At 59.8% G+C, this 25,024-nt stretch carries 18 protein-coding genes, 1 tRNA gene and 1 pseudogene; 13 read left to right on the forward strand and 7 right to left on the reverse strand.

Annotated features, from left to right (window positions below; genetic code table 11):
- Positions 1 to 27: 27 nt before the first annotated feature.
- Positions 28 to 98: transfer RNA gene (locus KQ659_RS14800), tRNA-Cys, on the reverse strand.
- Between the two features lie 549 nt (positions 99 to 647).
- A pseudogene (rpsA, locus tag KQ659_RS14805) lies at positions 648 to 2,453 on the reverse strand (30S ribosomal protein S1); the annotation flags it as partial.
- Between the two features lie 829 nt (positions 2,454 to 3,282).
- Here rpsA and KQ659_RS14810 point away from each other — a divergent pair.
- Complete coding sequence (locus tag KQ659_RS14810; protein WP_216688316.1) at positions 3,283 to 4,116, forward strand: alpha/beta fold hydrolase; 834 nt, start codon at positions 3,283 to 3,285, stop codon at positions 4,114 to 4,116.
- A gap of 102 nt (positions 4,117 to 4,218) precedes the next feature.
- Here KQ659_RS14810 and KQ659_RS14815 read toward each other — a convergent pair whose 3' ends face one another.
- The 5 genes from KQ659_RS14815 to tsaD all read right to left on the reverse strand — a co-directional run bounded on the left by KQ659_RS14815 (position 4,219) and on the right by tsaD (position 8,559).
- On the reverse strand, positions 4,219 to 5,286 hold the full coding sequence (locus KQ659_RS14815) for a fatty acid desaturase family protein (RefSeq protein ID WP_216688315.1): 1,068 nt from the start codon (positions 5,284 to 5,286) through the stop codon (positions 4,219 to 4,221).
- Positions 5,287 to 5,348: 62 nt separating this feature from the next.
- Positions 5,349 to 5,840, reverse strand: coding sequence for an HNH endonuclease (locus KQ659_RS14820; protein ID WP_216680346.1), 492 nt, complete (start codon positions 5,838 to 5,840; stop codon positions 5,349 to 5,351).
- 227 nt (positions 5,841 to 6,067) lie between these two features.
- A complete protein-coding gene (locus tag KQ659_RS14825) occupies positions 6,068 to 6,859 on the reverse strand; it encodes a C40 family peptidase (protein WP_226915781.1) in 792 nt (263 codons plus the stop codon).
- A 133-nt stretch (positions 6,860 to 6,992) separates the two neighbouring features.
- Positions 6,993 to 7,451, reverse strand: a complete 459-nt coding sequence (gene smpB / locus KQ659_RS14830; protein WP_216680345.1) for an SsrA-binding protein SmpB — start codon at positions 7,449 to 7,451, stop codon at positions 6,993 to 6,995.
- 94 nt (positions 7,452 to 7,545) lie between these two features.
- Positions 7,546 to 8,559 (reverse strand): tRNA (adenosine(37)-N6)-threonylcarbamoyltransferase complex transferase subunit TsaD, encoded by a 1,014-nt coding sequence (gene tsaD / locus KQ659_RS14835; protein ID WP_216680344.1) that lies wholly within the window; start codon positions 8,557 to 8,559, stop codon positions 7,546 to 7,548.
- 185 nt (positions 8,560 to 8,744) lie between these two features.
- Here tsaD and KQ659_RS21895 point away from each other — a divergent pair, with 185 nt between their 5' ends.
- The 12 genes from KQ659_RS21895 to KQ659_RS14895 all read left to right on the forward strand — a co-directional run bounded on the left by KQ659_RS21895 (position 8,745) and on the right by KQ659_RS14895 (position 25,012).
- Positions 8,745 to 13,364, forward strand: coding sequence for a translocation/assembly module TamB domain-containing protein (locus KQ659_RS21895; RefSeq protein WP_216688314.1), 4,620 nt, complete (start codon positions 8,745 to 8,747; stop codon positions 13,362 to 13,364).
- 89 nt (positions 13,365 to 13,453) lie between these two features.
- A complete protein-coding gene (locus KQ659_RS14845) occupies positions 13,454 to 14,353 on the forward strand; it encodes a cell division protein FtsX (protein WP_168674455.1) in 900 nt (299 codons plus the stop codon).
- Between the two features lie 111 nt (positions 14,354 to 14,464).
- Positions 14,465 to 14,788 carry a DUF3098 domain-containing protein gene (locus tag KQ659_RS14850; RefSeq protein ID WP_216680342.1) on the forward strand — a complete coding sequence of 108 codons (324 nt, stop codon included), beginning with the start codon at positions 14,465 to 14,467 and terminating at the stop codon, positions 14,786 to 14,788.
- 87 nt (positions 14,789 to 14,875) lie between these two features.
- Positions 14,876 to 15,706 (forward strand): undecaprenyl-diphosphate phosphatase, encoded by an 831-nt coding sequence (locus KQ659_RS14855; RefSeq protein ID WP_216680341.1) that lies wholly within the window; start codon positions 14,876 to 14,878, stop codon positions 15,704 to 15,706.
- Positions 15,703 to 16,554: a tRNA pseudouridine(55) synthase TruB gene (gene truB, locus KQ659_RS14860; RefSeq protein WP_216680340.1), complete on the forward strand. Its 852-nt coding sequence runs from the start codon at positions 15,703 to 15,705 to the stop codon at positions 16,552 to 16,554. The genes KQ659_RS14855 and truB overlap by 4 nt, the downstream gene beginning before the upstream one ends.
- 198 nt (positions 16,555 to 16,752) lie before the next feature.
- Complete coding sequence (locus tag KQ659_RS14865; protein WP_216680339.1) at positions 16,753 to 17,700, forward strand: bifunctional riboflavin kinase/FAD synthetase; 948 nt, start codon at positions 16,753 to 16,755, stop codon at positions 17,698 to 17,700.
- Between the two features lie 42 nt (positions 17,701 to 17,742).
- Positions 17,743 to 18,975, forward strand: coding sequence for a carboxypeptidase-like regulatory domain-containing protein (locus KQ659_RS14870; RefSeq protein ID WP_226929995.1), 1,233 nt, complete (start codon positions 17,743 to 17,745; stop codon positions 18,973 to 18,975).
- Positions 18,976 to 19,021: 46 nt separating this feature from the next.
- A complete protein-coding gene (locus tag KQ659_RS14875; protein ID WP_216680337.1) occupies positions 19,022 to 20,275 on the forward strand; it encodes a carboxypeptidase-like regulatory domain-containing protein in 1,254 nt (417 codons plus the stop codon).
- Complete coding sequence (locus KQ659_RS14880) at positions 20,272 to 20,982, forward strand: CoA transferase subunit A (RefSeq protein WP_216688313.1); 711 nt, start codon at positions 20,272 to 20,274, stop codon at positions 20,980 to 20,982. The genes KQ659_RS14875 and KQ659_RS14880 overlap by 4 nt, the downstream gene beginning before the upstream one ends.
- A gap of 146 nt (positions 20,983 to 21,128) precedes the next feature.
- On the forward strand, positions 21,129 to 21,785 hold the full coding sequence (locus KQ659_RS14885; protein ID WP_216680335.1) for a 3-oxoacid CoA-transferase subunit B: 657 nt from the start codon (positions 21,129 to 21,131) through the stop codon (positions 21,783 to 21,785).
- Between the two features lie 170 nt (positions 21,786 to 21,955).
- On the forward strand, positions 21,956 to 23,119 hold the full coding sequence (locus tag KQ659_RS14890; protein ID WP_216688312.1) for a T9SS type A sorting domain-containing protein: 1,164 nt from the start codon (positions 21,956 to 21,958) through the stop codon (positions 23,117 to 23,119).
- A 354-nt stretch (positions 23,120 to 23,473) separates the two neighbouring features.
- Entirely contained in the window at positions 23,474 to 25,012 is a 1,539-nt protein-coding gene (locus KQ659_RS14895) for a carbon-nitrogen hydrolase family protein (RefSeq protein ID WP_394370840.1), read from the forward strand.
- Positions 25,013 to 25,024 lie beyond the last annotated feature (12 nt).

Raw genomic sequence — 25,024 nt, forward strand, 5'->3', positions numbered from 1 at the left:
ATGGGGCTTTTCGAAGCATTGCTGCTGAGGTGACGGGCGGATTCGAACCGCCGTAGGAGGTTTTGCAGACCTCTACCTAGCCACTCGGTCACGTCACCAGTAGTGGTCTTTTGGGAGAGCAAAGGTAAGCAGCCGGTTTGGGCTGGGCAAGGTTTCGGCACAAAAAAAGCCCCGGCGCATGCGCCGGGGCTCCTTTCTGCAACTAAGCTAGGCGGTTAGGCTTTGGCTTCGTCGTCTTTTTTGTCGGCAGCGTCGTCACCGGCAACCAGGCCTTTGGCCTTGTCCACCAGGTCACCGGCTACTTCCGAAGCCTTGTGGAAAGCTTCCGAGTGCGTCACAGCGTCTACAGCGTCGGCAGCGGCGTGCTTCACGGTGTCGAGGGCAGCAGCAGCAGCACCGGTGATACCGGCCAGCAGGCTACCTTCCTCAGCAGCTTCAGCGGCCGGAGCAGCTTCGGCGGCAGCAGGAGCAGTGCCTTCGATGGTGGCAGCAGCCTGAGCGGCAGCCTCGGGCGTGGCAGCATTCGTAGCGCCTTTGCCAGCGGCAGCACCATCCTCCAGCGCCTGGGCGTTGTCGGGGCCAGCGGCGGGAACGTCGGCAGGCTTGGTAGCAGCAGCAGCTTTCAGCTTCTGCTCACCAGCCTTTCGCTCGTTGCCCATCATCTGGTCGCGCAGGGCGCTCAGGGCGTCGAGGTCGCCGAGGGTCGACTTCTCTTCCGTCTTCTTCAAGTCGCTGATTTTGCCTTCACCCTGGGTTTCGCCCGCTTTGGTGTTGGTTTTCTTCTTGAACTTGGAGTTACGGCTATCGTCTTCAGCAGCGGCAGCCTTGTCAAACACAGCCGTGTGCGAAAGCACGATGCGGCGGTCATCCTTCGAGAACTCCGTTACGCGGAAGTCCAGCTGCTCGCCGTTCTCGGCGTTCGAGCCATCCTCTTTCACCAACGACTTGGGGTAAGCGAAGCCCTCGATGCCGTAAGGCAATTCGAGTACCGCGCCACGCTCCGACTTCTCGGTGATGGTAGCCTTGTGTACCGAGCCGGGGGTGAACACCGTCTGGAAAGTATCCCAGGGGTTTTCTTCCAGCTGCTTGTGGCCCAGGGCCAGGCGACGAGCGCCGAGGTCCAGCTCCAACACTACTACGTCCAGCTTATCGCCCACCTTCACCATTTCCGATGGGTGCTTGATTTTCTTGGTCCACGACAGGTCGGAAACGTGCACGAGGCCGTCCACACCCTCTTCCAGCTCAACGAACAGGCCGAAGTTGGTCAGGTTGCGCACGAGGCCGCTGTGCTTGCTGCCCACGGCGTACTTGTCGGCGAAATCGCCACGGGTCCACGGGTCTTCGGTCAATTGCTTGATGCCGAGGCTCATCTTGCGGTCTTCGCGGTCGAGCGTCAGAATCTGCGCTTCTACCGTGTCGCCCTGCTTGATGAAGTCCTGCGGGTTGCGCAGGTGCTGGCTCCAGCTCATTTCCGAAACGTGGATGAGGCCTTCCACACCGGGTACCACTTCCATGAAAGCGCCATAGTCGGCCACGTTCACGATGCGGCCCGATACTTTGGAGCCCGGCTGCAGGTCGGCCGGCAGCGAATCCCACGGGTGAGGAGTCAGCTGCTTCAGACCGAGGCTGATACGCTTCTTGGCTTCGTCGAAGTCCAATACTACGATGTTCAGTTTCTGGTCCAGGGTCAGCACTTCGCTCGGGTGAGCGATGCGGCCCCACGAAATGTCCGTGATGTGCAGCAGACCGTCGACACCGCCGAGGTCGATAAACACGCCGAAGTTGGTCATGTTCTTGATGTTGCCTTCCAAAATCTGGCCTTTCTCAAGGTTGTTCAGGATAGCCTCACGCTGCTTCTCGAGGTCTTTCTCGATGAGTACTTTGTGCGAAACCACTACGTTGTCGAAAGCGGAGTTGATTTTCACCACTTTCACTTCCATGCGACGACCAACATAAATGTCGAAGTCACGGATGGGCTTCACGTCGATTTGCGAGCCGGGCAGGAAGGCTTCTACGCCGTCGAGCTCCATGATGAGGCCGCCTTTGGTGCGACGCTTCACTACACCTTCGAGGATGGTATCCAGCTCGAGGGCATCGTAAATAGCCTTCCAGGCCTGCTTGATTTTAGCTTTCTTACGGCTCAGTATGAGCTGGCCGTTGATGTCTTCCTGGTCTTCGATGAATACCTCCACCGTGTCACCGATTTTCAAGTCGGGCAGGTCGCGGAATTCAGTAATCGACACCAGACCATCGGATTTGAAGCCGATGTTCAGGATTACGTCGCGGTCGGTGATGCCAACCACGGTACCCGTCACTACTTCTTCTTCCTGGACAGTGGTCAGCGTGTCGCCGTACATCTGCTCCATCTCGGCGCGCTGGTCGGCCGAGTAGTTTCCACCAAAACCGGTGGCTCCGACATTATCCCAGTCGAAATCGTCAATCAATTCTGCCATAATAGCTTTTGGGTACCGCTTAGATAAACGAGAAGGCCGGTACCCGGGCCAATTCGCGGTTCTTATTGAACACCTTGCCGTTGTGCAGCAAGGCCCGCCACCCTGGCGGGGGCGCAAAGGTACGGGTTTTCAGACGGTTTTGCTAACAACTTATTCGGCCAGCACCCTAGCTATTCCTACATTTACGCACCCTTTCAGCCGCTATGCGCTACTTCCATATCTTCTCATACTGCACTTGCTCTATTGCTGGGCTGACAGGTTGCAGTGCGTACAATAGTGCCGTTCGCAGTTTTTATAATCTTCACACTAATAGCTACCGACTTGCAGAGGCACGCATTATTCAATTATACCGGGAAGGCACATTTCGAACAAACGCTGACTCCCTGACGAACCTAATCGGCCGTAGCATCCCCAATTTTCCCCTCGACAGCGCTACAAATGGGTGGTCGAGCGATGGGTACCGGAAGTATCCGCTCGGAACTGCTGTTCAGCAGGACTTTGTGGTGTTTTCGCCCATCAGTCAGACCTACTATTTCTATGAAATAACGAACTGCGGGGTGCTTTCGGATGTGATATACACCTGTCTTCTATCATGCAGCGAGACCCGGATACCGGACGAAGGATAAGTGTTCAGTGGCAGGATGCGGGCCCAAGCCTGCAGGAATTTGAAAACAAGTTGTTGCTAATCATCCTTCAAAAATTTGAGCAGCGCAAACAAAGGAGCTACAGCTTATTATTGTCGGAAGCCACAATCTTACTCTTGTACCACGCAACCTAGCTCGATACCATAGAGTAGAGGAAGAAGTCAATTCACAAAAAACTTCTTCTAATGGCTTACATCAAAGCAGGCAACGACGCAGCTGGGCATCCGATCCAGATTTTTTACGAAGATTGGGGCCAAGGTGCACCGGTAGTGCTCATTCACGGCTGGCCGCTCGACCATACCATGTGGGAGCATCAGGCGGTGGCGCTGGCGAAGGCCGGCAAGCGCGTGATTGCCTACGACCGGCGCGGTTTCGGCCGTTCGTCGCGTCCGTGGGGCGGCTACGACTACGACACGCTGGCTTCGGACCTGAACGCGCTGCTGACCGAACTCGACCTAACCAGCGTGACGCTGGTGGGCTTCTCGATGGGCGGCGGCGAAATTGCCCGCTACATCGGCAACTACGGGCAGGAGCGGCTGGCCCGCGTGGCCTTCGTGAGCGCCGTGACGCCTTTCATGCTGCAAACCGGCGACAACCCCGACGGCGTGCCGCAGAAAGTATTCGACGGCATGCACGAGGGCATTCTCAAGGACCGGTTTGCTTTCCTGGAGAGCTTCGCCAAGGATTTTTACGGCCAGAGCATGATTAGCCACCCCGTGAGCCAGGCGGTACTGAACTGGAACCAGACGGTGACCACGCTGGCCGCGCCCAATGCAACGGACGACTGCGTAACCTCATTCTCGGGTACGGACTTCCGCGACGATTTGAAGAAAGTGACCGTGCCTACGCTCGTGATTCACGGCGACAAGGACCAGACGGTGCCCTTCGCGGTAAGCGGCGAGCGCACGGCCAAAATGGTGGCTGGCGCGGAGCTGAAGGTGTATGAAGGTGCACCTCACGGCCTGTTCTTCACCGAGAAGGACAAGCTGACGGCTGACCTGCTGGCCTTTATTGGTTAGCAAAAGCTGTTTCGCAACAATGCAAAAGGCCCCGACGCAATTGCGTCGGGGCCTTTTCTGTTCTTCTGTTATCGTTCAACGACGAGACGCAAATATGCGTCTCTACGCGGCGCGGCCCATCTGGCGCAGGAACATGACGTGCGACACGACGGCCGAGCGGGTACGGGCGTAGTTATTGTATTTCACATCGAACTCATCGCACACCTGCTTCACAATCTTGCTGATGGCGGGGTAGTGCACGTGCGAAATCTTGGGGAACAGGTGGTGCTCAATCTGGAAATTGAGGCCGCCTACCAGCCAGCTAACCACTTTGTTATCGGTAGCAAAGTTGGCCGTGGTGCGTACTTGATGGATGGCCCACTCGTCTTCGAGCTTGCCGGTGGTGGCGTGGGGCATGGGGAAAGCGGCATCTTCCACAGTGTGGGCCAGCTGGAATACCATACTCAGGACCAGGCCAGCAACGGCAGTGCTCAGCATGAAGCCGGCAAACCAGGGCAGGAAGCCAACCATGTAGATGGGCAGAGCCACATAGAGCAGGAGGTTCAGGACTTTAAAGCCCCAGAAGCTGACGTGCTCGCCGGTATTCATTGGTTTGAGGCCGATGGCGCCGATTTGACGGGTGAAGTATTTCTGGTAGTCCATGGCGAAAATCCAGGACGTGTAGAGCATGCAGTAAAGGGCCCAGAAGTAGAGGTGCTGGTAGCGGTGCAACGGGTGCTTGGGCTGGTCGGGGGTCATCCGCATCCAGGGCTGGATGTTGATGTCGTCGTCGTGGCCCTCAATGTTAGTGTAGGTGTGGTGGATGAGGTTGTGCTTGGAGTTCCACATGTAGGGGCTGCCGCCGAGCACGCCGAGCGTGTAAGCCGCGATGCGGTTCATCCAGGGGTAGCGCGAGAAGCTACCGTGGGCCCCGTCGTGCATCACGTTGAAGCCGATAGCCGCGATAACGCAGCCCAGCAAAGCGCATTCGAGCAAGGCCCAGCCGGTAGCAGGCGTGAAGAATACGAGATGCACGTAGAGCGCCACCATGATGCCGACCAGCAATATCGCCTTGAACAAGAGGCTGGCATTACCCGTCATTGGCCGGCCGGATTCTTCAAAGTATTGATTTATCCGGGTTTTCAGCTCGGTGTGAAACGAGCGGGTGGCAGCGAATTTGGGTAAGGCCATGGACAGGAATTGGGGGATGATGAAGGACAAATGTACTTCGCCTCAACCCTGCCCGACCAAACTTAGTTTAGATAGGCGTGCCAGTTCTGGTCGATAGTGCCGGCCGAGAGGCGGAGGAAGCCCGCCAAGGTCGGCTTTTTGGGCTGCTGCCGGATGGTCAAACCCGCTTCATTAGGCGTTTGGTGGCCTTTGGCGTGGTTGCAGCGGGCGCAGGCCGTGAGCAGGTTGGTCCACGAAGATTCTCCACCGCGCGAGCGGGGCACGACGTGGTCGAGCGTGAGATTCTTGGGCGAGCCGCAGTACTGGCACTCGAAATGGTCGCGCTTGAAGATGTTGTGGCGGCTCAGAGCAATGCCCTTGTAGGGCACGCGCACGTAGCGCTGCAAGCGGATGATGCTTGGCTTGGGGTAAGCCTGCGAAATCGTTCGGAGCGTGCCGTCGGACTTGGCTACCATTTCCGCTTTGTCGAGAAACAGGAGCACAAACGCCTTTTGCACGCTGCACAGGGTGATGGCGGTATAGTCGCCATTCAGCACTAACACTTTTTGGTCCATACACGCGTTGGGTTTCGGATAACCCGCCGAAAGCTAGCGGTTTCCGAGCAGATAAACAAGCGTGTGGGGGTTAAGTTCAGCTGGGCAATCAGGGACGAAGCAAGACCGTCATGCAGAGCGCAGCGAAGCATCTTGCTCGCAGCAGTAATCCAATCGAATGAATTAGTGGTGGCAGGCAAGATGCTTCGCTGCGCTCTGCATGACGGCCTTTTTACTCTTGCTCCCCCCTACTCCGGCAACAGGCGCTTTATCAGCCGCAGCTTGTGCGAATACTTTTGCCGGTCGCGGTTGTAGATGCCGTTGTGGTCGAGCGGGTCGAGGCGGACTTCGCCGTGGGCGTGTAGAATCTGGCCCTCGTCCATCACCATGCCGACGTGCACGATGCGGCCTTCGGCGTTATCAAAGAAGGCGAGGTCGCCGAATTTGGCCTGGGGCACGAAATGCACGGGGCGGCCGTGGTCGATTTGCTGGCGGGCATCGCGCGGGAGCTGGATGCCGAGCAGGCCATAAAGCTGCTGGCAGAGGCCGGAGCAGTCGAGGCCGAAGACACTCTTGCCGCCCCACACGTAAGGTGCCTTCAGGTACATGACGGCGATTTTGCGCAGCAGAGCCGCCTGGCGGGCGGTATCAGGCGCGGCGGCGGGGTTGGTGGCAGTGCCGTTGTAGAAGTAGTTGCGCTCGCCGATACGCACATTCATGCCATCGAAAAACGGCAGGCGGCAGCCCAGGGTGAGCGGGATTTTGGTGGTAGCGTCGCTCACGGCCTGCACTACGTCGAGGGCGCGGGGGTGGTCCTGGGCGCGCCAGGCGGCGTAGTACTCGGGCGAAACGGGCGTGTGCTGCTTGGCATCAATCCAACCTATGTAGTCGTCGGCGGCGAGCTGGACCTGCAGCCAGCTTTCCTGCTTCACCAAAATGTGGTAGCACTCGCCAAAAAGCAGTTGGGTAACGAGCTCGGCCCGGTCGTTGGGCTCGGCGCGGACGGGGACGGCGCTGAGCGCGCAGATGCCGGGATTCAAAATAATGTGAGAATGTGGGTGATGTGGAAATGTGAAAATTAATTTCTGTTCACGCTTTCACAGACTGCAAAGATGCTACTATCGCCTCAAACAGAGTCATTCAATTATCACATTTCCACATCACCCACATTCATCACATTCTTTCCATGTCGCGCTTCTGGGCTTTTTCCTTGAGGTCGTTGCGCTTGTCGTAGAGCTTTTTGCCCTGGGCGAGGGCGATTTCGATTTTAGCAAAGCCGCGGTCTGTCACGAACAGGCGCAGGGGGATGATGGTGAGGCCCTGGTCTACAGCTTTGCCAGCCAGCTGCTTGAGCTCGCGCTTGTTGAGCAGGAGCTTGCGGGTGCGCATGGCGTCGTGGTTGTTGTAAGTACCTAAGGAATAGGGCGCGATGCGGATGCTGTGAATCCAGAGGTCGCCGCGCTGGTCGAAGGTGCAGTAGCCATCGGTGAGGTTCACGTTGCCTTCGCGGATGCTTTTTATTTCGGTGCCTTGCAACATCACGCCCGCGTCGTACTTGGCCAGGAAGGTATATTCGTGGCCGGCGCGGCGGTTTTTGATGTTGATGATAACAGGTTTATCGTCTTTGGCCATGATGGGAATTCGGTAGTCAGTGTGGCATAAGCTTCAGCTTGTGCGTTTTATCGTTGAACGTTCGTCCGCACAAGCTGAAGCTTATGCCACAAACCTACGTCAGCTTCAGGCGCGGGTTGGGGCTGCTGAGCTGGGTGGCGAAGTCGCCGGCTTCATACTGAAAATGCGCGGTCATGGCGACCATGGCGGCATTATCGGTGCAAAAGGCGAAATCGGGAATGAAAACCTGCCAGTTTTGGGCCACGGCTTCGGCCTCCAGGGCGGTGCGCAGGCCGGAATTGGCGGCCACGCCGCCGGCCAGCGCCACCTGCGTCAGGCCGGTATCGGCGGCGGCGCGGCGGAGCTGGCGCAGCAGCGTAGCCACAATGGTGTGCTGGATGCTGGCGCAGAGGTCGGGCAGGTTTTCGGCCACGAAATCGGGGTTGGCGGCTACTTCCTTTTTCAGGAAGTACATCACCGACGTTTTCAGGCCGCTGAAAGAAAAATCGTAGCCGGGCATGGCACCTACCGGGAAGGCGAAGCGCAGCGGGTTGCCCTGGCGGGCCAGCTTGTCGAGGTGCGGGCCGCCGGGGTACGGCAGGCCGAGCAGCTTGGCGGTTTTGTCGAAGGCTTCGCCGGCGGCATCGTCGATGGTCTGGCCGATGACTTCCATTTCCAGGGCCGATTTCACTACCACCAGCTGCGTGTGGCCGCCGCTCACGGTGAGGCAGAGGAAGGGGAAATCCGGCTTGGGGTCGCGCAGGAAATGGGCCAGGATGTGGGCGCGCATGTGGTTCACGGCCAACAGCGGCTTGTCGAGGGCCAGGGCTAAGGTCTTGGCGAACATACCACCTACCAATAAGGAACCCAGCAGGCCGGGACCCTGGGTAACGGCCACAGCATCGAGGTCGTCTTTGGTGATGCCGGCTTCTTTGAGGGCGGCCGTGACGACGGGCAGCAGGTGCTGCTGGTGCGCGCGCGAGGCCAGCTCGGGTACTACGCCGCCGTACTGCTCGTGGACTTTTTGGGTGGCCACGACGTTGCTCAGCAGCTGGCCGCCGGCCAGGACGGCCGCGCCGGTGTCGTCGCACGACGATTCGATGGCGAGGATAATGGGGTAAGCGGGCATGGGTTTAATCGAAGTTGGGTGCGCAAAGGTCGCACTACGGCGCAATAGCGTTGAACCACGGCCCAATGGTGGCCGTTCCATTGGCCTGATAGTTGGCTACGCCGACCTTTGATTGCCGGTAACGACTAAAAAACCGCAACTTTGCGGATTAACCCGCGTTTCCCGCGTTCATTCCTCCTGCCCCGGTGCGTCGTTTCCTCTTCATTCTGCTAAAAATACTACTGGGCATGGGCCTGCTGCTGGTATTGGCTATTGTGGGGGCGCTGGTGGCGTTGCGCATTCCAAGCGTGCAAACACGGCTGGCCCACGAGGCGGCCGACATGCTGACGCGAAAACTGGGCCAGCAGGTGACGATTGGCGGGGTTGATATCCGGCCCTTCTCCCGCGTGCTGCTCGATGGGGTGAGCGTGAAGGACCGGCGCGGCGGCGAGCTATTCAGCATTGGCCGGGCCGATGCGGATATTTCGTTGTTTTCGGTATTCGACCCGAGGCATTTGCACATTGCCACGCTCACGCTGAATGAGCCGCGCTTCGAGCTGAAAAACCTACCCGGCCAGCCCGACTCCACCACCTTCAGCCAGTTTATGGCCTCGGTGAAGCGGCTGATTGGGCCCTCGACAGACACCAGTAAGTCGGCCCCGTTCGATTTTCAGATTGCCAACGTAGCCCTGCGCAACGGCCATTTCGCCATTGAAAAAGGCGACCTGCCGCACGCCAAAACCTACGGCCAGAGCATCGACTACGACCATTTGCTGGTGGACAGCATCTACGCCGACATCTCCAAAATTCGACTCGAAGACACGCTGCGCATGCGCATCAGCCAGCTGCACGCCGTGGAAACGCCCTCCCGGACGCCGCTGCGCGAAATCACGGCGGATATGACGTATGGGCCGCATTTCTGGGAATTCAAGGACTTAAGCCTGCGCGTGGGCCGCAGCCAGATTAAGGATTATGTGCGGTTTGAGTTTCGGGTATTTGGCAACTTTACCGATTATAATGACTCGATGAAGACCATTGCGCACCTGCGCAACTCAAAGGTTTATTCGGATGATATTGCCAAGTTTGCGCCGCAGCTGAGCGAAATGCACGAGTCGGTAGCCATTTCGGGCGATGCCTCAGGCTACGTGCGCGATTTCAAGGTGAACAACCTGGACGTGCGCTACGGCACCGGCACCCACATTGTGGCCAAGCGCGCCCACGCCGACGGCCTGCCCAACTACAAGGAGAGCTTTATCGACCTACGCCTGCTGCCCTCGGTGGTGGTGGCCAATGACCTGAAAAAGTGGCTGCCGGCGGCGGCCAACACGATTGTGCAGCGCCTGGGCAAAGTAAAATTACAGGGCCAGGTGCTGGGATTCTACAACGATTTCGTGGCCAATGCCTCGTTTGATACCGCCCTGGGCTTCGTGGCGACGGACGTGAACCTCAAGACTAAAACCGACCTGACGCACGCTACTTACGAGGGCACGGTGCGCTCCAATGCGTTCGAGCTGGGCACGTTTCTGGGCGATGAAAGTGTAATCCGGGACGTGACGCTGAATGGCCGTGTGGCGGGCACGGGCTTCCTGCCGGCTTTCGCGCAGGGCAAGGCCAAGCTCACGGTGCCGGCCATCTGGCTGAATGGTTACCGCTACCACAATATTGCATTTGATGGCGACTTCCGGCCGCTGCACTTCAACGGCCACGCGAGTGTGAACGACCCGGCCGTGCGCCTGGTGGCCGATGGCCACATCGACCTGGAGCGCAAGCACGAAAGCGTTGACCTCAAGACCAAAATCGACTTCGCCAACCTGCGCACCCTCGGCCTGATGAGCCAGCCGCTAACCGTGAGCACCACGGCCGACGTGAAGTTTAAGGGCGTGCAGCTCGATTCGCTCATTGGCTACGCCTACCTGCGCCACTCGCGCTTCACGTTCGATGGCCGCAAGCTCGACCTCGATACGCTGGACGTGGTGAGCACCCGCAGCCGGCTGAACCAGCGCCGCGTAACGCTGCGCTCGGAGGCGCTGAACGCCAGCCTGGCCGGCACCTTCAATACCTCCGACGTGGTGCGCGACGTGCAGACGCTCATCACCGAGTACCGCCTCAATTTTGAGAGCAATGCCGCCGCTACGGCCGATTATTACCGGCGCAAGCGCCAGCGCACACTGCCGGTGTACCAGGTTGACTTACTGCTGAATCTGAAAAAAGCCAACCCGCTCCTGACGCTGTTTGTGCCCGATTTGCGGGTGGCCGATGGCAGCCGCATCGACGGCTCGTTCCGGAACGGGGCCACGTCGATTTTCCAGCTCGGCGGCCACCTCGACAGCCTGCGCTACGGCCCGGTGCAAACGGTGAACGACGACTTCGACTTCCTCACCTCGAAGCTGCCTTACAAATCCGATATTCTGGCCCAGGCCAGCATCACGAGCGACCGACAGGTACTGCCGGGGCTGGGCCGCACCGAGAAATTTATTATGGAAGGCGTGTGGGACCAGCAGCGCATCAACTTCTCGACCTCGCTGGCTCAGACGGGCACTACCAACAAGGCCACCATTAACGGTTCGCTGGGTTTCCTGGCCCGGGCGGTGGAGGTGATTTTTCGGCAATCCGACGTGCACCTGCTGGATGAGAACTGGACCATCGCGGAGAACAACTCGGTGCGGATTTCGAACTACGGCAAGGAATTCGACATCAAGAACCTGACTTTCAGCAACGGCGAGCAGTTTGTGGGCGCGCAGGGCATCATCTCGCCCGATGCCAGCCAGCCGCCATTGCAGCTGCAAATCAAGGATTTCGAGTTGGCCACGCTCAAAACGCTGACCGGCCAGAACCTCTCGGGCCGCGTGAATGCCCAGGGCACCGTGAGCGGCGTGTACGGCCCGCTGGCCATCAGCAGCACGCTGGGCGTGGACTCGCTGAAATACGACGGCACGCTGATTGGGCAGGTGGCAGGGCGCGGCGACTGGGACAACGCCGCCGGCAAGTTGCGCGTGAACATGGACGTGGCCCGCGCCGGCCAGTCGGTACTGACCGTGCTGGGCGAAATTGCACCGCGAGACCAGACCAACCAGTTCAACCTCACCGGCACCCTGAACGATGCGCCCATTGTGCTGGCGCAGCCTTTTCTGGGGTCGCTGTTCAAAAACCTGGGCGGCACCGGGCGCGGCGAGCTGCGCCTCACGGGCCTGTTTGGCGCGCCCAATCTGCTGGGCTACGTGGATGTGAGCAACGGCCGCCTCACCTTCGGCTACCTGGGCACCACATACACTTTTGCCGACCGCATCAGCTTTACTGACAAGTCGATAGAGTTCCACAACATCAGGCTGCGCGATGTGCTGGGCAACACCGGCACCGTAGACGGCATTGTGAACCACCGCGGCTTCAAGGATATGAGCCTCGACATTGCGGCTAATTTCCGCAAGATGCAGGTACTCAACACCACGCGCAAGGATAATGAGCTTTATTTCGGCACCGCCTATGCCACCGGCACTGCCCGCATAACCGGCCCCACCGATGACCTGGACGTGACCGTACGGGCCAGCAGCGAGGCCGGCACCCGCGTCAGCCTGCCCCTCGACAACACGGCCAAGGCCGAGAAGGCCGGCTACATTAAGTTCGTGAATAACAATCCGGTGGGCGATACCGTCATCACGAAAAAGGCCATAGTGGTAGCCGCGCAGGACAAAGTGGACCTGTCGGGCATCAAGCTCAACATGAACCTGACCATCACCCCCGAGGCTTATGTTGAGATTCTGCTCGATGAAAGCACGGGGGATGTGATTCGCGGCTCGGCCGCCGGGCAGTTGCGCATGGCCATTGATACGCGCGGCGAATTCAACATGTACGGGCAGGTTGAGATTGTGCGGGGCGCGTACAATTTCACGCTGCAAGGCCTTATCAACAAGGAGTTTGTGGTGCGGCCCGGCGGCATTATTTCCTGGAACGGCGACCCGCTGGCCGGCGAGATGAACGTGACGGCAACCTACACGCAGCGTACCTCGCTAGCCCCGGTGCTGGGCGCGGGCTCGTCGGGCAGCGTGGCCGTGGTGCCCGTGACGGCCGTGATGAACCTGACCGGGCCGCTGCTGCTGCCGGCCATCAAGCTCAACCTGGAGTTCAACGACACGCCGGGCACGCTCCAGGGCGACCTGGCGGCCTTCACCACTTCGCTACGCAACGACGAGCAGGAGCTCAACCGTCAGGTTTTTAGCTTATTGGTTTTCAAGCAGCTGTCGCCGCCGGGCTCATTTGGCAACACCATTTCCATTCGGGGGCAGGACAACACGGCCTTCAAAAGCCTGGGCCAGGTGCTGAGTACCCAGCTCGGCCTGCTCACTTCGCAAATCGACCAGAACCTGGAAATTGACTTCAACATCAACGGCATCACCCCCGAGCAGCTGCAGGCCCTGCAAGTGCGCCTCAGCTACTCGTTCTTGAATGGGCGCCTGCGCGTGACGCGGGAAGGCGGCTTTACCAACAACCCCAACCTGGTGAACAGCGCCACGGGCGGCACTTCCACCATCCCCACCAGCACCGGCAACACGGCCGGCCAGGCCTCCCTGCTCGGCGACCTCAGCCTGGAATATTACCTGCGGCCCGATGGCAAGTTTCGGGCGAAGCTGCGCTACGAAACCACCCCCCGCGACCTGGAAACCATCAACCAGCCCCGGGCGGGCCTTTCGCTGCTGCACACCGAGCAGTTCAACTCGTTCGGGGAGCTGTTCACCCGCAAAAACCCCGGAAAGAAGGAGCGCAACACCCAGAAAGCCCGCGAAAGCAAAGAAGTGATGACGGTAGACGAGGACCCGCGCACGAACTTGTGAGGAGTTGGGGGATAAGGAATAGGGGATAAAAGAATACTGCCCGTATTCCTTTATCCCCTATTCCTTATCCCCTGCTACCTTTGCCGGATATGGCTGCCCCAACCACCTCACATTCCCGCAAGAAAAAGCTCGGCTCCTACCCTACTTTGCTCGTGGTGTTCAGCATTACGCTGGCCTTGGTGGTGATTGGCCTGTTCGGTCTGCTGCTGGTACACGCCCAGAAGCTGAGTGAAGTGGTGCGCGAAAACCTGGAAGTGCAGGTGTACCTCGACCGCGACCTGCCCGAAACGGAATTGCTGCGCCTGCAGCAGGACCTGGGCCAGCAGCCCTTCGTGGCCGAGCGCAACGGCAAGCCCCAGATTCGCTTTGTGAGCAAGGAGGAAGGGGCCCGCCAGCTGCTGCAAAGCACCGGCGAGGATTTCCGCCAGTTCCTCGGCGACAACCCGCTGCGCGATGCTTACGTGCTCAAAATCAAGCCCGAATTCACCGACACTACGCATCTGGGCCAGCTCAACCGCAACATTTCGGCCCAACGCGGCGTGTTTGAGGTGCAGTATCCGCAGGATTTGTTCGCCAGCATCAACAACAACCTGACGCGGGTGAGCCTCGTGCTGCTGGGCTTTGCGGCGGTGCTGGTGCTGGTGGTGGTCATCCTGATTAACAATACGATTAAGCTGGCGCTGTTTTCGCAGCGCTTTCTCATCCGGTCCATGCAACTGGTGGGCGCGACGCGGCTCTTTATCCAGCAGCCGTTTTTGCGGCGGGCTACCTGGCAGGGCCTTGCCAGTGGCCTGCTGGCGGCCCTGATTCTGGTGGCGCTGCTGCAATACGCCTACCTCGAAGTAGAGCCGCTGCGCCTGTTGCGCGACGACCTGCGCCTGGGCTTGCTCCTGCTCGGCGTTATCGGGCTGGGCGTGGTGATTGGCTTCTTCAGCTCGGCCCGCGCTGTGCACAAGTACCTCAAAATGTCGCTCGACGACTTGTATTAAATCAATTACCATTTAACAGCCGTTCGACGGGACTAATAGCGCCAATTGAACGACTGTTAAATGATAAATGATAAATGAAAAGATTGTTAAACGATAAATGTTAATTGTTAAATGAATCCTTCTCCCGCTTTCCGCTTCGCCTTTGGTCCCCGCAACTACCGCCTGATGTGGGCGGGCCTGGCCCTGCTGGCCGCCGGCTTCATCACCATGATGTTTGGCGACAAGGCCAATTACGGCGAGGATTTCGTGGGCATCACGCTTGGGCCGTTGCTGCTCATCGCCGGGTTTGCCGTGGAGTTTGCCGCCATTATGGTGCGCGATAAGTCGCTGGTTGCCTCCCCCACCGCCTCGGTGGTCACGCCGGCCTTCACGACCGATGCTCCCGGCGCGACCACTACGCCCGCTGCCGCGCCGGCTTACAAGCGCCCTTACTAGCGCCTGGCAGCGAGCGGTTGGCCTCTTCCATTTGCATTGGCCACGACTCGTTATTAGTTGCTTACCGTTAACCGACCACCTGTTTAAATGACTTATTGGCACGCGCTGCTCCTCGCCATCGTGGAGGGCATTACCGAGTTTTTGCCCGTTTCCAGCACCGGGCACATGATTATTGCTTCGGCCCTGCTGGGTATTCCGCCCACGCCGTTTTTCAAGCTCTACCTGGTGGTTATTCAGCTGGGCGCGATTCTATCGGTGTTTGTGGTGTATTACAAGCGCTTTTTTCAGAATATTGACTTCTATCTGAAGCTGTTGGTGGCTTTTTTACCCATTGTGGTGGTGGGGCTGCTGTTCAAAAAGCACATCGACGCGCTGCTCGAATCCGTGACCACCGTGGCCATGATGCTCGTGGTGGGCGGTGTGGTGCTGCTGTTTATCGACCGCTGGTTTCCGCAGGAAGACCCGCAGGAAGGCGGCCACCCCGTCACCAATCCCAGCTTTAAGGAAGCGCTGATTATCGGCCTGTTCCAGTGTTTGGCCGTGGTACCGGGCACCAGCCGCTCGGCGGCCACCATCATCGGCGGCCTCACCCAGAAGCTCACGCGCCGGGCAGCGGCGGAGTTTGCCTTCTTCCTGGCCATGCCCACCATGGCAGCGGCGGCGGTGAAAGACATTTACGATTACTACAAAGACGCCAGGGCGGCCGGGGCCGATGTATCGCACCTGTTCTCGGCCACGGAGCTGAAGCAGCTGGCACTAGGCAACGCAGTGGCGTTTGTGGTGGCGCTGCTGGCCATCCGGCTGTTTGTGGGCTTTGTAGCGAAGTATGGCTTCCGGGCCTTTGGTATCTACCGCATTATCGCAGGCGGTATTCTGTTGATTATGTTGGCATTGAAGCTGCCCTTAAACCTGGTATGATGACGAAGACCCTGGCCGATTACGACTTTGAAACGGGCGAAGTATTACTCCTCGACAAGCCCCTGACGTGGACTTCCTTCGACGTGGTGCGCAAGGTGAAGAACACGCTGCGCATCAGGAAAATCGGCCACGCCGGCACGCTCGACCCCTTGGCTACCGGCCTGCTCATCCTCTGCACGGGCAAGAAAACCAAGGAAATCGACCTCATTCAGGCCCAGGAAAAAGAATACACCGGCACCTTCCGCCTCGGCGAAACCACCCCCAGCTTCGACCTGGAAACCGCCGTGGACATGGCCCGGCCCTACGCCCACCTCACCGATGAGGAGATTATGGCCGCCACCGCTCAGTTCATGGGCCTTATCCAGCAAACGCCGCCCATTTTCTCGGCTGTGAAAATCGACGGCAAGCGTGCCTATGAGCTGGCCCGCACCGGCCAGGAGGCTGAAATAAAAGCCAAATCGGTCGAAATCAAGACCTTCGAGCTCACGCGCATCGCGCTGCCCGAAGTCGATTTTCGGGTGGTGTGTTCCAAGGGCACCTACGTCCGCAGCCTGGCCCGCGACTTGGGCGTGGCCCTGGGCTGCGGCGCGCACCTCACGCGGCTGGTGCGTACCCGCATCGGCGAGTATCGGGTAGAGGATGCCTTTACGCTCGAAGCCATTGAAGCCCTGCGCCCGCCCCGGCCCGAGGGCGAAACGCCCGCCCGGCCCCGCCGCGAGCGGCCCCACACTGCCCCCAACCGCGCTGGCCTGCAATATTTTGCCGCGCTCCAGGCCGATGCCCTGGCGGCCAAGGAGCACGAGGCCGCAAAAGATGCCACTGACGCACCCGAAACGCCAACGGAGTAGGTTGTAGAGGCGCAGGATTGTGCGGCTCGTTGTTGAACGACCGGAACCGCACCGTTCGCACCGCATAAAGCGCATAAAGCGCGTAAACAACATCAGCAACGACGAGACGCCAAATAGGGCGTCTCTACCCTCGTACAACGCCATAACCGCTACCTTCGTGGCGCTCTATTTACCTTCCATTTGCATCCCCGGCGCCTTATGCACGTCATCCGCGACCCGGCTTATTTTCCGTTTCTTGGCAATGCTGTTGTTACCAGCGGCACGTTTGATGGCGTGCACGTGGGGCACCAGCGCATTCTGGCGCGGCTGTGCGAGGTGGCGCAGGCCAGCGGCGGACCGTCGGTGGTGATTACCTACTGGCCGCACCCGCGCCTGGTGCTGGGCCCGCCCCCCTCCCACCCCGAACTGCTGGATTTGCAGCTGTTGAACACGCTGGATGAGCGCATTGCCAGGCTGGCCGCACGCGGCGTGGACTACCTGCTCATCGTGCCGTTTACCAGGGAGTTTGCGCAGTGGACTTCGGAAGAATACATTCAGAATCTGCTGCTGAAAACCGTGGGCACCAAGCAGCTGGTGATTGGCTATGACCACCGATTCGGCAAAAACCGCGAAGGCGGCTTCGACTACCTTAGTCAGAACGCCGACCGCTACGGCCTGACCGTGGAGGAAATCCCGCGCGAGGACGTGGACGCCGTGGGCGTGAGCAGCACCCGCATCCGGCAGGCGCTACGCGAGGGCGACATTGCCACCGCCAACCGCTACCTGGGCTACCACTATCCGCTCACGGGCCTGGTGGTGCATGGCCAGAAGCTCGGCCGTACCATTGGCTATCCCACAGCTAATCTGGCCATTCTGGAACCATTGAAGCTGGTGCCGGCTTTGGGCATTTATGCGGTGTGGGCCACTACGGCAGCGGGCACGCGGCATCAGGCCATGCTCAGTATTGGGGTGCGGCCCACAATTGGCACCGATTTGGCTCAGACAATTGAGGTGAATCTCCTGGATTTCGGCGGTGACTTATACGACCAGCAGCTGACGCTGGAGTTTGTGGCCTGGCTGCGGGGCGAAGAAAAATACAACGGCCTGGACGCGCTAACTGCCCAATTGGCGTTGGATGCGCAGAACACGCGGGCCGCGCTGGCTTAGCCGGCCGCTATTATTATACCTTATTGTTTCGTAATGAGATATTTGCGTTTATTATTGATTTGCTGCTGCTGGTTGGGAACGTGGAACGCGGCGCACGCCCAAGGCAAGCTGACCGGCGTAGTCCTGGATTCGGTGACGCACGAGCCGCTGGCGTTTTCCAGCGTATTCCTGGCCAACACCACGCTGGGTGCGACGACTACCGAGCAGGGCCAGTTCACGTTCCCGAAAGTGCCGGCCGGCACTTACGACGTGGTGGGCTCCTACGTGGGCTACCGCCTGGCCAAGCAGTCGGTGACCATGACGGCCGCCGCTCAGCAAATCACGCTGCAGCTGGCCCCCACCGGCAACCAGCTGGGCGAAGTGGTAGTGAAACCGGAGCCCAACAAGCCGGAGGAGTATCAGAAATTCGCAAAACTATTCATCGGCGGCAGCACGTTTTCGGCGCAGTGCCGCATCAGCAACCCCGACGATGTGCGGGTATTCTACGACGACTCGACCAAAACCCTGACCGCCCAGGCCAAGGAATTTGTGCAGATTGACAACGAGGCCCTGGGCTACCGCCTGAAATACTACGGCCTGTACTTCGCGGCCGACGACGACGACGGCTCGATTTCTTACTACGGCCAGCCCGTATTTGAGGAGCTGAAGCCGCGCGATGAGCGCCAGCGCAAGCAGTGGGCGGCCAATCGCCTCACGGCCTACACGGGCTCATTTATGCACTTTCTGCGCAGCGTGTACAACAACCGCGTGCAGGCCGAGGGCTTCCTGACGCAGCAAATCATCGTGGGCGCGAACCCACGCTTCGAGCGCGCCGAAGAGAAGCGCCTCGCCCTGCTGACCAGCCGGCCCGATAATAAATTCACGGCCGCCGAGCAGGACTCGCTCGATAAGTGGGAGGACATGGCCCCGGTTATCGCCACGCTCAACCAGAAGCCGCTGCCCATCGACAGCATCCGGCGGGTGGAAACCAACGGGCGGCGCACGTTCCTACGCTTCACGGGCGAGCTGCAGGTGGCGCACTTCGGCGAGGCCCCCGACCCGCTGTACCGGCGGCCGATGTCGCCGTTGGGCTACCCCAAAATCCCGTATCCGGCCAAGCGGCAGGTGTCGCGCCTCAAGCTGCAGGGCCGCGAGGCCGCCATTCAGGCCAACGGCTCGCTGCTAAACCCGCTCGACGTGTACAACGGCGAATACTGGGGCTTCGAGAAAATTGGCGAGTTTTTGCCGTTCGACTACATGCCGCCCACGGTATCTTCGGCCGCGCCGCGCCGGTAGGGGCCGGGCCGGTTTTTCCGTTTACTACTATTCCTGGTCTGCCCGAATGCGCTTCTCCCCGGTGCTTCTGCTGTTGTTGCTGCTGCTGATGCGGCCCGATGGTGCCAGGGCGCAGGGTAGCCTGAGCGGCGTGGCGCTCGATTCGGTGACGCAGCAGCCGCTGGCCTTTGCCAGCGTGTTTCTGGCCAACACCACGCTGGGCGTGACCACCACCGAGCAGGGCCAGTTTAGTTTCCCGAGGGTGCCGGCCGGAAACTACGACGTGGTGGGCTCCTACGTGGGCTACCGCCTGGCCAAGCGAAAAATCACCATGGGTGCCTCGCCCCAGCAGCTCACCTTGCAGCTCGCGCCCATCCCCAACCAATTGGGCGAGGTGGTCGTGCGTGCCAAACCCCGACGCAACCCCGACCGGGCGGCAAACTACCAGAAGTTCGTGACGTTATTTCTGGGCCAGACCACGTTTTCGCGCCAGTGCCGCATCCGCAACCCCGACGAGGTGCTGGTGGACTTCGACGCCGACAAAAACGTGCTCACGGCGTCGTCGCCCACCTATGTGCAGGTCGATAACCAAGCCCTTGGGTATCGTATCAAATACTATGGATTGCAGTTCGACTACTATTTCAGCAAAAACCTGGTCAAATTTTACGGGCAGCCAGCATTTGAGGAAATGTCCCCGCGCAACGAGCAAGAGCAGCTCCAGTGGGAACAAAACCGCGCGAAAGCCTATCGGGGCTCGCTCACGCACTTCCTCAAAAGCGTGCATGACAATCAGGTATCGGCCGAAGGCTTTTTGGTGCAGCGGCTGCGCATGGTGCTCAACTCCCGCTACGCCCGTGCCGACAGTCTGCGCTGGTCGCTGTTTCGTGCGCGCCGCAATACCGGCCTCTCACGCGCCGACAACGACTCGCTGGCGCGCTGGGGCAAGGAGGCGGAAATCTATTCCACGCTTTATACCGCGGCCCGGCCCATCGACAGCCTTCGCCGGGTGAGTGCACCTGCGGCACAGGTTTTCCTGCGGTTTACCGATTATTTGCAGGTGACTTATTCCCGCGAGTCGCCTGACCCGCATTACCTGCGGTCTGCGGTCAGCAACGTGCGGATTGCGATGAACCCGCCCACCGAGCAGGTGTCGCAACTGAAGCTGCTGGAGCCCGAAGTGGAGATTCAACCCAACGGCCAATTGACGAACCCGATGGCCGTATTTACCGACGAATACTGGGGGTTCGAAAAAATGGGTGAATTTTTACCCGTGAATTACCTGCCGCCGGCTTCGGCCGCCCCAATCCCAACCCACCCATGATAGACAAAACCGTTCCCAACGTGCAGGCCGCCCTGCAAGGCCTCGCCGATGGCATGACCCTGATGCTCGGCGGCTTCGGCCTATGCGGCATCCCCGAAAACTCGATTCAGGAAATCCTCCGCCTCGGCGTAAAAGACCTCACCTGCATCTCCAACAATGCCGGCGTCGATGACTTTGGCATTGGCCTGCTGCTGCAAACCAAGCAGGTGCGCAAGATGATTTCGAGCTACGTGGGCGAAAATGCCGAGTTTGAGCGCCAGCTGCTGAGCGGCGAGCTGGAAGTGGATTTGATTCCGCAGGGCACCCTGGCCGAGCGCATCCGGGCGGGCGGGGCGGGCATTCCGGCCTTCTTCACCCCCGCCGGCTACGGCACCGAGGTGGGCGAAAACAAGGAAAGCCGCGAGTTCAACAGCAAAATGTACCTGCTGGAAATGGGCCTCACGGCCGATTTTGCCTTCGTGAAAGCCTGGAAGGGCGACACAGCCGGCAACCTCATCTACAAAGGCACGGCCCGCAATTTCAACCCGATGATGGCCACGGCCGGCAAAATCACCGTGGCCGAGGTGGAAGAGCTGGTGCCCGCCGGCGAGCTCGACCCCAACCAGATTCACACGCCGGGCATTTTCGTGCAGCGCATCTATCAGGGTGAGCAGTATGAGAAGCGCATCGAGCAGCGCACGGTGCGGGAGGAAGCGAAGCGTCAGTAGTCGTTGATGAGTAAGCGTATGCTCCGGTCTGACCACCTAGAGCGGTCAGACCGGAGCATACGCTTATCTTTAAAAGTTACCATAACCTACTACTACAACTGCGCAGTCCCCCTTTCAACCCTTCCCTTTTAATTTTTAACTGACTCATGCTAGACAAACACGGCATCGCCCGGCGCATCGCCCAGGAAGTGAAAGACGGCTCCTACGTCAACCTCGGCATCGGCATTCCCACGCTGGTGGCTAACTACATTCCGGCCGGCATCAACGTGGAGCTGCAGTCCGAAAACGGCCTACTCGGCATGGGCCCCTTCCCCACCGAAGACCAGGTCGACCCCGACCTCATCAACGCCGGCAAGCAGACCGTGACCACCCTACCCGGCTCCAGCATCTTCTCCTCAGCCGATTCGTTCGGCATGATTCGCGGCGAGCACGTCGACCTCACCATTCTCGGCGCAATGGAGGTATCCGAGCGCGGCGACATTGCCAACTGGAAAATTCCCGGCAAGATGGTGAAGGGCATGGGCGGCGCGATGGACCTCGTGGCATCGGCCAAGAACATTATTGTAGCCATGCAGCACGTGGCCCGCGACGGCTCCAGCAAGCTGCTATCTGACTGCACCTTGCCCATTACGGGCCTGCGCTGCGTGAAGAAAATAGTGACCGAGCTGGCCGTAATCGACGTGACGCCCGACGGCTTCGTGCTGCGCGAGCGCGCCCCCGGCGTGAGCGTAGCGCAGATTATTGCTGCCACCGCCGGTAAGCTGGTAGTGCCCGAAGGCGAAGTACCCGAGATGACGCTGTAGCATAACTACCTGTATCATAATCTTCAGCTTGTGATGAGCGCGGCGAGTTATGGCAACCGCGCCGCCTGACGATACTACTCGCGGCGCTCGTCACAAGCGAAAGCTTATAGCACTTGGGCTCAGGCCTATTACCGGCCGTATCTTCGTGACCACCCATTTGCCCCGACAATATGCGCCAACTCCTACCCTTACTGCTACTTACTACTGTTCCCACGCTGGCCCTGGCCCAGGTTTCGCCCATAATTGACCGGTCCGATATGCCGGCCACCACGACTACTGTGGATAGCCTGCGGCTGAGCGTGGCCAGCCTGGTGCTGCCCAACACGGTGCCGCCCCTGAGCCGGCGCGGGGCCAACCAAACCTGGAACTACAGCACCCTCACCCCCACCTCGCAACGGGTCGAATCGTTCGTATCGGTGAGCAGCGTGACGGCTACCTCGCTCACGTATTCCTTCATATTCGGGCCGTTTGGCGGGGCCAACCGGGCCACCGTGGCTTCGCCGCAGGCGCTGCCGCTGCCCGTGGCCCTGCCCATTCCCCTCACCGATTCTTACCAGTTCTACGCTACTTCGGCGGCGGCGGCAGCGCAGCAGAACTTCCGCTCGGTGGGCTTCGGGGCTTCGCTGAATGGCACGGCCATTCCGGTTACGTATGCCAGTGCGGCCCAGCAGGACGTGATTTACCGCTTCCCCCTGAGCTTTGCCAGCCTGCCCGATTCCAGCAACTCCTACTTTTCGACGCCAACGGCCATTGCTACGGTCGGCTACCTGAGCCAGAAGCGCAAGCGCGTGAACAAGCCCGATGCCTGGGGCACGCTCACCACGCCCTTTGGCCAGTTCCAGACGGTGCGCGTGGTCACCAAACTCATCGACCACGACAGTGTAGCCATTGGCGGCACGCCCGGCCAGGGTTTCGATGTGCCCCTGACCCGCGAGTATAAGTGGCTGGCCAAGAGCCAGCACGTACCACTGCTCACCATTACCACCCGCACCATAGGCGGCACCGAAACCGTGACCGGCGTGGAGTACCGCGACAGCTACCGCCGCATTATCCGCACAGCCAACCGCGACGCGGCCACCAACGCCGTGCTCACCGCCTCCCCCAATCCCTCGGCCAGCGGCACGTCCCTTACCCTGACGGTGCCCGCCGGCAGCGGGCCGCTCACGGTTTCGGCCACCGACGTGGTGGGCCGGCAGCTGTTTCAGCGCGACTTTAGCAGCAATTCGGGCACCCTTCGCATTGAGGCCGAAGCTTTTGGCACCTTCCGGGGCGTGCTGCTGCTAACGGTGCAAACGGCGCGTGGCACGGCTACCCGCCGACTGGTGCGCGAGTAGTATTGGGCGAACATTGCACCGTTTTGGCAGTTTTTCCGTTGAAGTACCCGTTGGCGAACGCCGCCAGCGGGTTTTTTTACGGGTAAATTTGTTGCGCCGGGCCCCGCCCGGCCACCGGGCCCATTGGCGGCCCGGCTTTTTACACAGCGCTTTTTCGATATTATGGCAACTTCTTCTAACGGCAAACCGGCCGCTTCCAATGGCCACGCCGCCCCCGGCGGCTCACACGCCAAAAAGGTAGGCAAGGCAAGCCTGGCCCTCACTGCCGAGCGCCTCACGCCTACCGCCGTGCCGGCCCACAAGCTGGTGCTGCGCACGCTGCGCCGCTCCGATTTCAAGGCCATCAAGGAAATTATGGACCAGGTGTATTCCAACATGGAAGGCGCGTGGTCGGCCGACGAGTTCAGCGCCCTGATTCGCAAGTTCCCCGAGGGCCAGATTGGCATCGAGGACAACGGCCAGCTGGTAGCTGCTGCGCTGGCCATCATCGTGGATTACAGCAAGTACGGCGACAAGCACACTTACGCCAAAATTACCGGCAACGGTAAGTTCGATACCCACGACGATGCTGGCGATACGCTTTACGGCGTCGATGTATTTGTGGACCCTGCCTACCGCTCGCTACGCCTGGGCCGCCGCCTCTACGATGCCCGCAAGGAGCTGTGCGAAAACCTGAACCTGCGCGCCATGGTGGCAGGCGGCCGCATTCCCGGTTACGCCGCCTACGCCAACGAAATGACACCTGCCAAGTACGTGGAAAAGGTGCGCAACAAGGAGCTGACCGACCCCATTCTCACGTTCCAGCTCTCGAACGATTTCTATGTACGGAAAATCATCCGCGGCTATCTGCCCTACGACTCCGAATCGAAAGCCCACGCCACGCTGCTGGAGTGGATTAACGTGTACTACGAGGAAACGGAAAAGCTCATCGGCAACGAGAAAACCAACGTCCGCATCGGCATTGTGCAGTGGCAGATGCGCGCCACCAGCAGCCTGGAGGATTTGCTCCAGCAAATCGAGTTTTTCGTGGATACCGTGAGCGGCTATAAGGCTGACTGCGTGATGTTTCCGGAATTCTTCAATGCCCCGCTCATGGCTCTCACCAACGAGGATTCGCCGGCGGTGGCCATCCGGGCCATGGCGGCGTTTACGGAGCCCATCACGGTTAAGATGATGGAGCTGGCCGTGAGCTACAACATCAACATCGTGGCCGGCTCGATGCCCGTGTACCGCGATGAGAAGCTGCACAACGTGGCCTTCCTCTGCCGCCGCGACGGCACCGTGGACGAGCAGTACAAGCTGCACGTCACACCCGATGAGGCCAGCTACTGGGGTATGCGCGGCGGCGATAAGCTGAAATGCTTCGACACGGATTTTGGCAAAATCGGTATTCTGGTGTGCTACGACGTGGAATTCCCCGAGCTTTCGCGCATGCTGAGCGACGAGGGCATGAAAATCCTGTTCGTGCCCTTCTGGACCGATACCAAGAATGCCTACCAGCGCGTGCGCCTCTGCGCCCAGGCCCGCGCCATCGAAAACGAGTGCTACGTGGCCATCACCGGCTCGGTGGGCAACCTGCCCCGCGTCGAGAACATGGACATTCAGTATTCGCAAAGCGCGGTATTCAGCCCTTCGGACTTCGCCTTCCCGCACGATGCCATCGTGGCCGAAGCCACCCCGAACACGGAAATGACCCTCATCGCCGACCTCGACCTTGACTTGCTCAAAGACCTGAACAGCAGCGGAGCCGTGCGCAACCTGCGCGACCGCCGCAAGGACCTGTACTCGGTGAGCTGGGTAAAGAAAACCGAGCGCGACGACGAGCTACTGGCCCAGGGCGAGGAGCGGCTGCCCAAAACCAGCTCGCGCCGCAAGGCCATTGCGGCGGGGTAAGCCCGCTGTCTC

The sequence above is a fragment of the Hymenobacter siberiensis genome (genome assembly GCF_018967865.2).
Classification (GTDB): domain Bacteria; phylum Bacteroidota; class Bacteroidia; order Cytophagales; family Hymenobacteraceae; genus Hymenobacter; species Hymenobacter siberiensis.

What these genes read in the sequence shown, in the direction of transcription:
- KQ659_RS14895 (WP_394370840.1), top strand. Translation starts at nt 23,474, where the DNA reads ATGGACCAGGTGTATTCCAACATGGAAGGCGCGTGGTCGGCCGACGAG.
- tsaD (WP_216680344.1), bottom strand. Translation starts at nt 8,559, where the DNA reads ATGCCCGCTTACCCCATTATCCTCGCCATCGAATCGTCGTGCGACGAC.
- KQ659_RS14865 (WP_216680339.1), top strand. Translation starts at nt 16,753, where the DNA reads ATGCACGTCATCCGCGACCCGGCTTATTTTCCGTTTCTTGGCAATGCT.
- KQ659_RS14820 (WP_216680346.1), bottom strand. Translation starts at nt 5,840, where the DNA reads ATGGACCAAAAAGTGTTAGTGCTGAATGGCGACTATACCGCCATCACC.
- KQ659_RS14880 (WP_216688313.1), top strand. Translation starts at nt 20,272, where the DNA reads ATGATAGACAAAACCGTTCCCAACGTGCAGGCCGCCCTGCAAGGCCTC.
- KQ659_RS14845 (WP_168674455.1), top strand. Translation starts at nt 13,454, where the DNA reads ATGGCTGCCCCAACCACCTCACATTCCCGCAAGAAAAAGCTCGGCTCC.
- KQ659_RS14890 (WP_216688312.1), top strand. Translation starts at nt 21,956, where the DNA reads ATGCGCCAACTCCTACCCTTACTGCTACTTACTACTGTTCCCACGCTG.
- KQ659_RS14885 (WP_216680335.1), top strand. Translation starts at nt 21,129, where the DNA reads ATGCTAGACAAACACGGCATCGCCCGGCGCATCGCCCAGGAAGTGAAA.
- KQ659_RS14855 (WP_216680341.1), top strand. Translation starts at nt 14,876, where the DNA reads ATGACTTATTGGCACGCGCTGCTCCTCGCCATCGTGGAGGGCATTACC.
- KQ659_RS14875 (WP_216680337.1), top strand. Translation starts at nt 19,022, where the DNA reads ATGCGCTTCTCCCCGGTGCTTCTGCTGTTGTTGCTGCTGCTGATGCGG.
- KQ659_RS14810 (WP_216688316.1), top strand. Translation starts at nt 3,283, where the DNA reads ATGGCTTACATCAAAGCAGGCAACGACGCAGCTGGGCATCCGATCCAG.
- KQ659_RS14815 (WP_216688315.1), bottom strand. Translation starts at nt 5,286, where the DNA reads ATGGCCTTACCCAAATTCGCTGCCACCCGCTCGTTTCACACCGAGCTG.
- truB (WP_216680340.1), top strand. Translation starts at nt 15,703, where the DNA reads ATGATGACGAAGACCCTGGCCGATTACGACTTTGAAACGGGCGAAGTA.
- KQ659_RS14850 (WP_216680342.1), top strand. Translation starts at nt 14,465, where the DNA reads ATGAATCCTTCTCCCGCTTTCCGCTTCGCCTTTGGTCCCCGCAACTAC.
- smpB (WP_216680345.1), bottom strand. Translation starts at nt 7,451, where the DNA reads ATGGCCAAAGACGATAAACCTGTTATCATCAACATCAAAAACCGCCGC.